The organism is Streptomyces sp. NPDC101178 (assembly GCF_044767965.1).
Taxonomy (GTDB): Bacteria; Actinomycetota; Actinomycetes; order Streptomycetales; family Streptomycetaceae; genus Streptomyces.
Genome location: NZ_JBIWOZ010000008.1, coordinates 279,010 through 291,083, shown reverse-complemented (window position 1 = coordinate 291,083; position 12,074 = coordinate 279,010). Strand labels below are relative to the sequence as shown.

Genomic DNA, 12,074 nt, shown 5'->3' with positions numbered 1-12,074 from the left:
TCGGTCCAGTGCAGGCCGGTCGCCCTCCCGCTCCTCGGGAATGGCGGCCGGCCTTCTCGTCCCTTACGGAAGGTGTGCCGGATGACCAGTACGGTCCCCGCGTCCTTGACCCGCACGGCCGAAGGCGCCGCCCTGCAGGCGGTCCTTCTCGACATGGACGGAACCCTGGTCGATACCGAGGGCTTCTGGTGGGACGTCGAGAAGGAGGTCTTCGCCGACCTCGGACACCGGCTGGAGGAGTCCTGGCGCGATGTGGTCGTCGGCGGACCCATGACCCGCAGCGCCGGCTACCTCATCGACGTCACCGGTGCGGACATCGCCCTGGACGAGCTGACCGTGCTGCTGAACGACCGCTTCGAGAAGCGCATCCGGCACGGCGTGCCGCTCATGCCGGGCGCCGAACGGCTGCTCGCCGAGCTGCACGCGGCGCAGATCCCCACCGCGCTCGTCTCCGCCTCGCACCGCCGGATCATCGACCGGGTGCTGGACTCGGTCGGTCACCACCACTTCGCGCTCACGGTCGCCGGTGACGAGGTCACCCGCACCAAGCCGCACCCCGAGCCCTATCTCACCGCCGCCGCCGGCTTCCGCGCCGACCCGTGGCGCTGCGCGGTCATCGAGGACACCGCGACCGGCGTGGCGGCGGCCGAGGCGGCCGGCTGCCGGGTCGTCGCCATCCCGTCCGTGGCCCCCATCGCACCCGCCTCCGGCCGGGTCGTCGTCGGCTCCCTCGAAGAGGTCGACCTCGCCTTCCTGCGGAAGCTCGTCACCGCCACGAACTGAAGGAACCGTGTGCGTTCCGGCAACTTTCCGTGGACGTGAATCAGCCAGATCCCCTCTGTGTGAAGAGGTAGGACGGGTGAGCTTCCTCACCTGAACCTCTCCAGCCGCCTGCCATGATCGGATGATCTGTCCGGAATGGTGATCAAATATCGCCCCTCCCGCACGGCGGAGGGGGCGAAGCCGCTCCGAGCGCGGTCGGAGCGGCCACCGGCGGCTACTAACTTGGATTCCTCACCCACCGTGATGAGGGAGACCGTCCGTATGAACCGCAAGACCCTGGTGCTGCCGGCCATAGTCGGCCTGCTCGCCCCCGTGCTCGCCGCCTGCGGCAGCACGGACAGCGGCGCCGGTGGCGAAGGCGCCATCGTCGTCGGCACCACGGACCAGCTCGTGGCCTCCGAGGAGAACCCCGCTCCTCTCGACCCGGCCATCGGGTACGAGGCAGGCGTCTGGAACGTCCTGCGGCAGACCGTGCAGACCCTGACCACCGTCCCCCACGGCGGCGGCGAGCCGGTGCCCGAGGCCGCCCGGAGCTGCACCTTCACGGACAACGCGAACGAGAGCTACCGCTGCACCCTGCGCGCGGGCCTGAAGTTCGCCGACGGCACCCCCGTCACCGCCGAGGATGTGAAGTACTCCATCCAGCGGGTCATCGACATCAACGCCGACAGCGGACCGGTCGGGCTCCTCGCCAACATCGACACCATCGAGACCAAGGGCGAGAACCAGGTGGTCTTCCACCTGAACACGCCGGACGCGACCTTCCCGTACAAGCTCGCCACGCCCGCCGCCGGCATCGTCCCCAAGGGGAAGTACCCGGCGAAGGAGGCGCGCGACGGCTTCCAGGTCGACGGCTCGGGGCCCTACACCATGAAGCCGCAGGTCGAGGACGGCCGGGTGACGCGGATCGCCTTCACCAAGAACCCCTCGTACCAGGGTGAGCTGAAGGTCCTCAACGACAAGGTCGAGATGGACCTCTTCCCCGACGCCGACGCCATGGGCAAGGCGCTGGAGGAGGAGAAGATCCACATGATGACCCGGGCCATGTCGCCCGAGCAGGCCCGCGACATGCTGGTGAAGCCGAAGGAGGGCATCGAGCTCACCGAGATGCCCGGCCTCGCCATCAGCTACCTCGGCTTCAACACCAAGGACCCGGTCGTCAACAAGTCCGTACGCCAGGCCATCGCGCAGATCATCGACCGGGGCGAGATCGCGGGCAAGGTCTACGGCACCACCGCCGAGCCGCTCTACTCGCTGATCCCCTCCAGCATCACCGGCCACACCAACGCGTTCTTCAACAAGTACGGCGAGCCCAGCACCGCCAGGGCCGCGCAGACCCTGGAGAAGGCCGGCGTCAAGACGCCGGTGAAGTTCACCCTGCACTACACCAACGACCACTACGGCTCCGCCACCGCCAAGGAGTTCAAGGCGCTCCAGGCGCAGCTGAACGGCTCCGGCCTCTTCGACGTCGACGTCCAGGGCAAGGAGTGGTCGAAGTACCGGCCGGAGCAGAAGCGCGGCGACTACGCGGCGTACGGCATGGGCTGGTTCCCCGACTTCCCGGACCCGGACAACTACACCGCCCCGTTCCTGGACAAGAACAACTTCCTCAACTCGCCCTACCGGTCCCGGGAAGCGCAGAACGTCCTCATCCCGAAGTCGCGCCGCGAGGCTGACCGCAGCGCCGCCGCCACGACGTACGAGAAGCTCCAGGACATCGTCGCCACCGACGTCCCGGTCCTGCCGATCTGGCAGGGCAAGCAGTACGTGGCCTCGCGCAGCGGGGTCGCCGGGGTCGAGCGGTCCGTCAGTGCCACCTCCGAACTCCAGCTCTGGGAGCTCAACAAGACCACCTGAGCACCGCCGAAGCCGTCCGGCCCGCACCTCCTGGCAACAGGAGGTGCGGGCCGGACGGCTTCGGTGCGTCGGTCAGCTTTCGTGCGTCGGCTGCCTACTGCGCGCCGGGGCGCACCAGCCCGCTCTCGTACGCGTACACCGCGGCCTGCACCCGGTCGCGCAGGCCCAGCTTCGTCAGCACATGGCCCACGTGCGTCTTGACCGTCGTCTCGCTGACGAACAGGTCCGCCGCGATCTCCGCGTTGGACAGGCCGCGCGCCACCAGCTTCAGGACCTCCACCTCACGGTCCGTCAGCGTGTGCAGCGCGTCCGGCACCGGGTCCTCGCCGGAGGGCAGGTGGTCCGCGTACTTGTCGAGGAGCCGGCGCGTGATGCTCGGCGCGAGCATCGCCTCGCCCGCCGCCACGACCCGGATGGCCTGGACCAGCTCATTGGCCGGAGCGTCCTTCAGCAGGAAGCCGCTCGCGCCGGCGCGCAGCGCCTCTACCACGTACTCGTCGAGATCGAACGTGGTCAGCACCAGCACCTTCGCCGGACCGTCCTTGCCCGGACCGGTGATCTGGCGGGTCGCCTCCACACCGTCCATCCGCGGCATCCGGATGTCCATCAGCACCACATCGGGCTGGAGGGCCCGCACCTGGTCGATGGCCTGCAGACCGTCACCGGCCTCACCGACCACCGCCAGATCGCCCTCGGCCTCCAGGATCATCCGGAAGCCGGTGCGCAGCAGAGGCTGGTCGTCGACCAGAAGGACGCGGATCGCCACAGGAACTCCTTAAGGGCCCTCAAGGGCCACGGCACGGCCGGCCTCGGCCCGGACCGGTCCCATTCTGCCCTGATCATCCTCGCCCGACTCCGCCGGGCGGACCGACAGCGGATACACCGGGGGAGTCCCGCCGAATTCCGGACAGACCGCCTGGTGGTCGCACCAGCCGCACAGCTTCGTCGGACGCGGCCGCCAGTCACCGGTCTCCGTCGCCAGCGTGATCGCCTCCCAGAGCGCGAGCAGCTTCCGCTCCACCCGCTCCAGATCCGCCACCACCGGGTCGTACGTCAGCACATCGCCGCTGCCGAGATAGACCAGCTGGAGCCGGCGCGGCACGATCCCCTTCAGCCGCCAGATCACCAGCGCGTAGAACTTCATCTGGAACAGCGGGCCGTCGGCATACTCCGGCCGCGGTGCCTTCCCCGTCTTGTAGTCGACGATCCGCACATCACCGGTCGGCGCCACATCGATCCGGTCGATCACCCCGCGCAGCCGCAGCCCCGACTCCAGCTCCGTCTCGACGAACAGCTCACGCTCGGCCGGCTCCAGACGCGTCGGGTCCTCCAGCGAGAACCACCGCTCCACCAGCCGCTCCGCCTCACCGAGCCACCGCGACAGCCGCTCGCCCCCGGCATCCTGCGCGAACAGCTCGCCCAGCTCCGGCCGCGCCTCCAGCAGCCGGTCCCACTGGCCGGGAACCAGTGCCCGCGCCCGCGGTGCCGTACGGTCCGCCGCCGGGGCGTCGAAGAGCCGCTCCAGCACCGCATGGACCAACGTGCCGCGAGTAGCGGCCTCGCTGGGCTTCTCCGGCAGTTTGTCGATGACCCGGAAGCGGTAGAGCAGAGGGCACTGCATGAAATCGCTCGCCCGCGACGGTGACAGGGACGAAGGCGGCTGCGGCGGCCGGGGCACGGTGCTCATGTCTCCCGACCCTACGGCCCGCCACTGACAACCGGCGGCATACCATCGACGGCAGACCCTCGCAGACAGCATCATCGTGGCGCAGGCCACGTACCGAACCGAAGGGACCCCGTGGACGAGAGCGGCGACAGCGGGCGGCCGCAGCCCGGCGCAGGGGGAAGCGACCCCTCCGCCGCCCCCGGCAGCGGCAAGCCGAAGCGCCCCGCGGATCCGGGCGGCGGCCTGCTCATGGGCCGTCCCTTCGGTGTGCCGGTGTACGTCGCGCCCAGCTGGTTCGTCGTCGCCGCACTGATCACCTGGGTCTTCGGCGGCCAGCTCGACCGGGTCCTGCCCGAACTCGGCGGCGCCCGCTACCTCGTGGCCCTCTTCTTCGCGATCGCCTTCTACGCCTCCGTACTCGTCCACGAACTGGCCCACACGGTCGCCGCGCTGCGCTACAAGCTGCCGGTCCGCCGCATCCAGCTCCAGTTCTTCGGCGGTGTCTCCGAGATCGAGAAGGAGACCGAGACCCCCGGCCGCGAGTTCATCCTCGCCTTCGTCGGACCCCTCCTCTCCCTCGTCCTCGGCGGCGTCTTCTACGGCGCGATGCGGTTCGTCGAGCCCGGCACCGTCCCCGGCGTCCTGATCGCCGGACTGATGATCTCCAACCTCATCGTGGCCGCCTTCAACCTGCTGCCCGGCCTGCCCCTCGACGGCGGCCGGATGCTCCGCGCCATCGTCTGGAAGATCACCGGCAAGCCCATGAGCGGCACCATCGCCGCCGCCTGGGTCGGCCGGGGCCTCGCCGTCACCGTCCTCATCGGGCTTCCACTGCTCACCCACACCGGGACGCTCGGCTCCGCCAACGAGGAGATCGGCGGTGTGGAGACCGTCATGGACGCCCTGCTCGCCGCGATCCTCGCCGGCATCATCTGGACCGGCGCCGGCAACAGCCTGCGCATGGCCCGGCTCCGCGAGCACCTGCCCGACCTGCGGGCCCGCACCCTCACCCGCCGCGCCGTCCCCGTCGAGTCCGCCACCCCGCTCTCCGAGGCGCTGCGCCGGGCCAACGAGGCTGGCGCCCGCGCCCTGGTCGTCGTCGACGGACAGGGCCACCCCAAGGGCGTCGTCCGCGAGGCCGCCATCGTCGGCGTCCCCGAACACCGCCGCCCCTGGGTCGCCGTCAGCGGCCTCGCCCAGGACCTCACCGACGGCATGAAGGTCCCCGCCGAGCTGGCCGGAGAAGCCCTCCTGGACCGGCTCAAGGCCAACCCGGCCACCGAGTACCTGGTGATCGAGGAGACCGGCGAGATCTACGGAGTCCTCTCCACCGCCGATGTCGAGCGCGCCTTCGTCAAGGCCATGGCCCGCCCCGAGTCCTGAAGGCCCCGGAAAAGGGCCCCGGAAACACCGGTACGCTGGTCACATGTCTGAACCGACCGGTGCCGCCCGCCGACGTGGGCCCTTCAAGGTCGGGGACCAGGTCCAGCTCACCGACCCCAAGGGACGCCACTACACCTTCACGCTCGAAGCCGGAAAGAACTTCCACACCCACAAGGGTTCTTTCCCGCACGACGAGCTGATCGGTGCTCCTGAGGGCAGTGTTGTCCGAACCACGGGAAACGTCGCCTATCTCGCGCTGCGCCCCCTGCTCCCCGACTACGTCCTCTCCATGCCCCGCGGCGCCGCCGTGGTCTACCCCAAGGACGCGGGCCAGATCCTGGCCTTCGCCGACATCTTCCCCGGCGCCCGCGTCGTGGAGGCCGGGGTCGGCTCCGGATCGCTCTCCACCTTCCTGCTGCGCGCCATCGGCGAGCAGGGCATGCTGCACTCCTACGAGCGCCGCGAGGACTTCGCCGAGATCGCCCAGCAGAACGTCGAGCGCTACTTCGGCTCGCCGCACCCCGCCTGGCAGCTGACCGTCGGAGACCTCCAGGACAACCTCTCCGACACCGACGTCGACCGCGTCGTGCTGGACATGCTCGCCCCCTGGGAGTGCCTGGAGGCCGTCTCCAAGGCCCTGGTGCCCGGCGGCATCCTCTGCGCCTACGTCGCCACCACCACCCAGCTCTCGCGCACCGTCGAGTCCATCCGCGAGATCGGCTGCTTCGCCGAACCGCAGCCCTGGGAGTCGATGATCCGCAACTGGCACGTCGAGGGCCTGGCCGTCCGCCCCGACCACCGGATGATCGGCCACACCGGCTTCCTGGTCACCGCCCGCCGCCTCGCGGACGGCGTCGAACCGCCGCTGCGCCGCCGCCGCCCCTCCAAGGGCGCCTACGGCGAGGACTACGAGGGACCGGGCAGCCAGAGCCGTGGAGGCTCCGCCGCCGACCGCGGCTGATCCGCCCAACGAACCGGCGCCGCCGCGCGGTTCCCCGACCGACCGTGGAACCGCGCGGCGGCGCCTTCCTGTTGCCGCCGGGCGCGCGCCGGCCGCGCCGCGGCGGTGAAACCGGCGCACACCCCGCCGTTCCCCCGGCGTGTGAGGTGTGGCACGATGCTGGCCACCCCTCAGGGCCGGGCCCCTCCCCGCCCCGGGCTCCCAGGAACCACATGGAGACATCCCGCGTGCAGACCTCCGCGCTCCCGGACCTCGCGCACACCGTCACGAAGCCGGTGCACTGGCTCGCCACGGCCGCGGCCATGGCAGCCGTCGTCGCCCTGGCCGGGCTGCTCCAACCCCGTACGGCCACCGCCACCGCCACCGCCACGGCCCACGAGCCGCGGACCACCACGCCCGTCGCCGCCCCGGACGCCGAGAAGGCGGACTTCCCGCTGGAATGCGGCGGAGCCGGCACCACCGTGGCCAGGCAGGCGCCCGGAGACCTCGACGGCGACGGGCGGCCGGAGACCGTCGCCGTGGTCCACTGCGACGCGGGCTCCGGGACACCGCCGAGCGGCATCTACGTCCTGACACAGGGAAGCGGGGCCGCACCGAGGATCGTGGCGACCCTGGTGGACCCCGCGGACAAGAAGACCGTCGGGGACTTCGCCGTGCGCGAGGGGCGCATATCGGCGACCCTGCTCGGCTACTCCTCCCTGGAGGTGCCCCGCTGCTGCCCCGACCAGGAGGAGCAGGCCTCCTGGCGATGGAAGGGCAGCGCCTTCGTCCGCACCTCCGGGGACCTCGCGCGCAGCGTCTGAGCGACTGCCCGTGCGGGTCAGGCCGCGTCGGCTGGCCGTACGGGTCAGGCCGCGTCCGGCCCGTACACCTCGACGCTGTCCTTCACGCGCCGCACGTGGATGCAGTCCCCGGGACACTCCTTCGCCGAGTCGACCACGTCCTGGAGGAGCGGCAGCGGCACCGGAGTGGTGGCCCCCGGGTCCTGCAACAGCTCGTCGTCGCCGCTCTTCACGTATGCCAGACCGTCGATGTCCAGCTCGAAGACATCGGGGGCGTACTGCACGCAGATGCCGTCGCCCGTACAGAGGTCCTGGTCGATCCAGACCTCCAGGTCCTGCGTGTCACCGTCGCCCGGCGCGTCCTGCTGCACGGTCATGTGTCCTGCCGTTCCTGCGTATCCGAAACCATGGGAGCCAGCCCTGACGGGTGTTGAACGCTTCGACGATACAACCGGCGGCTTTCCGATGCCGAAGGGTGGGTATTCCCTTGACGTGAGGGAGAGCGCAAGGGTGAAGATCGGACACACCCCGCAGTCTTTGTGATCTAGGGGTTTCAATCACCACCAGCCCAGGTAGGGTCAGGAAGCGTCCAGCTCCCCATGGAGGAGGTGAGGACCGTGGCAGCCCACGACGACGACATCAACCGCGGCACCCGGCCCGCGCGCGGGTCCGAGGACCCAGCCGGCCAGGTTGCCTATCTCGAGCAGGAAATCGCCGTCCTGCGACGTAAGCTCGCCGACTCTCCGCGTCATACGAGGATTCTCGAAGAGCGGATCGTCGAGTTGCAGACGAATCTGGCAGGCGTGTCCGCTCAGAACGAGCGGCTCGCCAACACGCTCCGCGAGGCGCGCGACCAGATCGTGGCCCTCAAGGAGGAGGTCGACCGGCTCGCTCAGCCACCGGCCGGCTTCGGAGTCTTCCTTCAGGCCAACGAGGACGGCACCTGCGACATCTTCACCGGGGGCCGCAAGCTCCGGGTGAACGTGTCTCCCAGCGTCGAGCTGGAGGACCTCCGGCGCGGCCAGGAGGTCATGCTCAACGAAGCGCTCAACGTGGTCGAGGCCATGGAGTTCGAGCGGGCCGGGGACATCGTCACCCTCAAGGAGATCCTGGAGGACGGCGAGCGCGCCCTGGTGGTCGGGCACACCGACGAGGAGAGGGTGGTGCGGCTCGCCGAGCCGCTGCTGGACATCACCATCCGCCCCGGCGACGCCCTGCTGCTGGACTCCAGGTCCGGTTACGTGTACGAGGTGGTCCCCAAGAGCGAGGTCGAGGAGCTCGTCCTCGAAGAGGTCCCGGACATCGACTACGACAAGATCGGCGGCCTGGGCGACCAGATCGAGCTGATCCGCGACGCGGTCGAGCTTCCGTACCTCCACCCCGACCTCTTCAAGGAGCACGAACTGCGACCGCCGAAGGGCATCCTGCTCTACGGTCCGCCCGGCTGCGGCAAGACGCTCATCGCCAAGGCCGTCGCCAATTCGCTCGCCAAGAAGGTCGCCGAGGTGACCGGGCAGCCCGCGGGGAAGAGCTACTTCCTCAATATCAAGGGCCCCGAGCTCCTCAACAAGTACGTCGGCGAGACCGAGCGGCACATCCGCCTGGTCTTCCAGCGTGCGCGCGAGAAGGCCAGCGAGGGCACCCCCGTCATCGTCTTCTTCGACGAGATGGAATCCCTCTTCCGCACCCGCGGCAGCGGCGTCAGCTCGGACGTGGAGAACACCATCGTCCCGCAGCTGCTCGCCGAGATCGACGGTGTGGAGGGCCTGGAGAACGTCATCGTCATCGGCGCCTCCAACCGCGAGGACATGATCGACCCCGCCATCCTGCGACCCGGCCGACTCGATGTGAAGATCAAGATCGAGCGTCCGGACGCCGAGGCCGCGAAGGACATCTTCGCGAAGTACCTGACCCCGTCGCTCCCGCTGCACGCGGACGACCTCTCCGAGCACACCGGCTCGCGCGAGGCCGCCGCCCACGCCATGATCCAGTCGGTCGTGGAGCGGATGTACACGGAATCCGAGGAGAACCGCTTCCTCGAGGTCACGTACGCCAACGGCGACAAGGAAGTCCTGTACTTCAAGGACTTCAACTCCGGCGCGATGATTCAGAACATCGTCGACCGGGCAAAGAAAATGGCCATCAAGGCATTCCTCGAACAACAGCAGAAGGGTCTGCGCGTCTCCCATCTCCTCCAGGCCTGCGTGGATGAGTTCAAGGAGAACGAGGACCTGCCCAACACCACCAACCCGGACGACTGGGCCAGGATTTCCGGTAAGAAGGGTGAGCGGATCGTCTTCATCCGCACACTCGTCACCGGAAAGCAGGGCGCGGACACCGGCCGCTCCATCGACACCGTGGCCAATACCGGCCAGTACCTGTAATACGCCGACCGGCTGCGGATGCCTGGAGGGGCATCCGCAGCCGCTCGTTTTCCCCTGTTCCGGCCACGTCGGAGCAATGTCGTATTTGATCTCCCCACCGGCACAGAGGCGCTCTAGGCTCTGCGGTACCGCCGAGTCGCGCAGTGCGGTGACGGGCACCGCATACGCACCGGACAAGCAGCGGTACTTGAGCGTCGCTCCCGGACGGGACCGACGCCGGGCAAGGAGGGCCGCATGACCGTACGGCGAGTAATGGGCATCGAGACGGAGTACGGGATCTCCGTCCCCGGCCACCCCAACGCCAATGCCATGCTCACCTCGTCCCAGATCGTCAATGCCTACGCGGCAGCGATGCACCGGGCGCGCCGCGCCCGCTGGGACTTCGAGGAGGAGAATCCGCTGCGCGACGCGCGAGGCTTCGACCTCGCCCGTGAGACCGCCGACTCCAGCCAGCTCACCGACGAGGACATCGGCCTGGCCAATGTGATCCTCACCAACGGTGCCCGGCTCTACGTCGACCACGCGCACCCCGAATACAGCTCACCGGAGATCACCAACCCACTGGACGCGGTGCTCTGGGACAAGGCCGGCGAACGGATCATGGCCGAGGCCGCCGAGCGTGCGGCCGCCATCCCCGGCGCCCAGCCGATCCACCTCTACAAGAACAACACCGACAACAAGGGCGCCTCCTACGGGACGCACGAGAACTATCTGATGCAGCGGGAGACCCCGTTCTCGGACATCGTGCGCCATCTGACGCCGTTCTTCGTCTCCCGCCAGGTCGTCACCGGCGCGGGGCGCGTCGGTATCGGCCAGGACGGCCAGGAGCACGGCTTCCAGATCAGCCAGCGCGCCGACTACTTCGAGGTCGAGGTCGGCCTGGAGACCACGCTCAAGCGCCCCATCATCAACACCCGCGACGAGCCCCACTCCGACGCGGAGAAGTACCGCCGGCTCCATGTGATCATCGGCGACGCCAACCTCTCGGAGATCTCGACCTATCTGAAGCTCGGCACCACCGCCCTGGTGCTGTCCATGATCGAGGACGGGTTCATCACCGTCGACCTCGCCGTCGACCAGCCCGTCCGCACCCTGCACCAGGTCTCGCACGATCCGGAGCTGCGGCAGCTGATCACGCTCCGCAGCGGCCGGACACTCACCGCGGTCCAGCTCCAGATGGAGTACTTCGAGCTGGCCCGCAAATATGTGGACGAGCGGTACGGCACCGACGCCGACGAGCAGACCGAGGACGTCCTGACCCGCTGGGAGGACACGCTCAACCGGCTGGAGACCGATCCGATGAGTCTGGCCGGTGAGCTGGACTGGATCGCCAAGCGGGAGCTCATGGAGGGCTACCGCCGCCGCGACTCGCTGGACTGGGACGCCCCCCGGCTCCACCTGGTGGACCTCCAGTACGCCGACGTACGGCCCGACAAGGGGCTCTACAACCGTCTGGCGGCCCGTGGGCGGATGAAGCGGCTGCTGGACGAGGACGACGTCACCAGGGCCCGTACGAAGCCTCCGGAGGACACCCGGGCCTATTTCCGGGGCCGCTGCCTGGAGCAGTACGCCGACGACGTGGCGGCCGCCTCCTGGGACTCGGTCATCTTCGACCTGCCGGACCGCGACTCGCTCCAGCGGGTGCCCACGCTGGAGCCGCTGCGGGGCACCAAGGAGCACGTCAAGGACCTCCTCGACCGCTGCCGTACGGCGGACGAGCTGGTCCGCACGCTCTCGGGCGGCTGAAAGGTGTCCGGGCTGGGAATCAATCACCCGAGGCCCGGACGTTGCACAACTACCAGGCCAAATGTCGGACCTCGTGGGTAGGGTCTGATCAAGAGCTTCGATTGCTTCGAACCGAGCGGGGTGAGCTACATGGCGACCAAGGACACCGGCGGCGGACAGCAGAAGGCGACGCGTTCCACCGAGGAGACCGAGGAGCAGGCGCAGGACGCGCAGGCGTCCGAGGACCTCGCGGAGCGCCAGGAGAAGCTGAGCGACGATGTCGACTCGGTGCTGGACGAGATCGACGACGTCCTCGAAGAGAACGCCGAGGACTTCGTGAGGTCATTCGTTCAAAAGGGTGGACAGTAGTTCACGAGTGTGAACGCCCGGTAGGTCCCGGGCGACCGTGACGAACCGGGGGAGACGGGGTGTCGGGGCCCCCCCCCGCGGGGGGCCGCACCCCCCCCCCCCACCCCCGGCGCGCCCCCCCGCCCCCCGCCCCGGGGGGGGCGCCCAGACACCCCCCCCCCCAA

The 12,074-nt window shown here is 69.3% G+C and carries 11 protein-coding genes; 8 read left to right on the top strand and 3 right to left on the bottom strand.

What is annotated here, in order from left to right; all coding sequences use genetic code 11:
* The first annotated feature begins 81 nt into the window (after nt 1-81).
* Both ACIRR8_RS23800 and ACIRR8_RS23795 read left to right on the top strand, forming a co-directional pair.
* On the top strand, nt 82-783 hold the full coding sequence (locus ACIRR8_RS23800) for an HAD family hydrolase (RefSeq protein ID WP_404068187.1): 702 nt from the start codon (nt 82-84) through the stop codon (nt 781-783).
* Between the two features lie 261 nt (nt 784-1,044).
* A complete protein-coding gene (locus ACIRR8_RS23795; RefSeq protein WP_404068184.1) occupies nt 1,045-2,640 on the top strand; it encodes an ABC transporter substrate-binding protein in 1,596 nt (531 codons plus the stop codon).
* A gap of 94 nt (nt 2,641-2,734) precedes the next feature.
* Here ACIRR8_RS23795 and ACIRR8_RS23790 read toward each other — a convergent pair whose 3' ends face one another.
* On the bottom strand, nt 2,735-3,406 hold the full coding sequence (locus tag ACIRR8_RS23790) for a response regulator transcription factor (RefSeq protein ID WP_030570198.1): 672 nt from the start codon (nt 3,404-3,406) through the stop codon (nt 2,735-2,737).
* A 9-nt stretch (nt 3,407-3,415) separates the two neighbouring features.
* Entirely contained in the window at nt 3,416-4,261 is an 846-nt protein-coding gene (locus ACIRR8_RS23785) for a RecB family exonuclease (protein ID WP_404068579.1), read from the bottom strand.
* A 177-nt stretch (nt 4,262-4,438) separates the two neighbouring features.
* On the opposite strand from ACIRR8_RS23785, the gene ACIRR8_RS23780 reads away from it, so the two are divergent.
* The 3 genes from ACIRR8_RS23780 (at nt 4,439) to ACIRR8_RS23770 (ending at nt 7,453) form a co-directional block, all read left to right on the top strand.
* Nucleotides 4,439-5,689, top strand: coding sequence for a site-2 protease family protein (locus tag ACIRR8_RS23780; protein ID WP_404068182.1), 1,251 nt, complete (start codon nt 4,439-4,441; stop codon nt 5,687-5,689).
* A gap of 43 nt (nt 5,690-5,732) precedes the next feature.
* Nucleotides 5,733-6,650: a tRNA (adenine-N1)-methyltransferase gene (locus tag ACIRR8_RS23775; RefSeq protein ID WP_003970161.1), complete on the top strand. Its 918-nt coding sequence runs from the start codon at nt 5,733-5,735 to the stop codon at nt 6,648-6,650.
* Nucleotides 6,651-6,877: 227 nt separating this feature from the next.
* Nucleotides 6,878-7,453 (top strand): hypothetical protein, encoded by a 576-nt coding sequence (locus ACIRR8_RS23770; protein ID WP_404068576.1) that lies wholly within the window; start codon nt 6,878-6,880, stop codon nt 7,451-7,453.
* A gap of 44 nt (nt 7,454-7,497) precedes the next feature.
* Here ACIRR8_RS23770 and ACIRR8_RS23765 read toward each other — a convergent pair whose 3' ends face one another.
* Nucleotides 7,498-7,809 carry a ferredoxin gene (locus tag ACIRR8_RS23765; RefSeq protein ID WP_404068179.1) on the bottom strand — a complete coding sequence of 104 codons (312 nt, stop codon included), beginning with the start codon at nt 7,807-7,809 and terminating at the stop codon, nt 7,498-7,500.
* A 240-nt stretch (nt 7,810-8,049) separates the two neighbouring features.
* On the opposite strand from ACIRR8_RS23765, the gene arc reads away from it, so the two are divergent.
* The 3 genes from arc (at nt 8,050) to ACIRR8_RS23750 (ending at nt 11,910) form a co-directional block, all read left to right on the top strand.
* Nucleotides 8,050-9,816 carry a proteasome ATPase gene (gene arc, locus ACIRR8_RS23760; protein ID WP_355865702.1) on the top strand — a complete coding sequence of 589 codons (1,767 nt, stop codon included), beginning with the start codon at nt 8,050-8,052 and terminating at the stop codon, nt 9,814-9,816.
* Between the two features lie 234 nt (nt 9,817-10,050).
* The gene (gene dop / locus ACIRR8_RS23755) at nt 10,051-11,562 is read left to right on the top strand and encodes a depupylase/deamidase Dop (RefSeq protein WP_404068174.1); all 1,512 of its coding nucleotides are present in this window, start codon (nt 10,051-10,053) and stop codon (nt 11,560-11,562) included.
* A gap of 129 nt (nt 11,563-11,691) precedes the next feature.
* The gene (locus tag ACIRR8_RS23750; RefSeq protein ID WP_018515354.1) at nt 11,692-11,910 is read left to right on the top strand and encodes a ubiquitin-like protein Pup; all 219 of its coding nucleotides are present in this window, start codon (nt 11,692-11,694) and stop codon (nt 11,908-11,910) included.
* Nucleotides 11,911-12,074 lie beyond the last annotated feature (164 nt).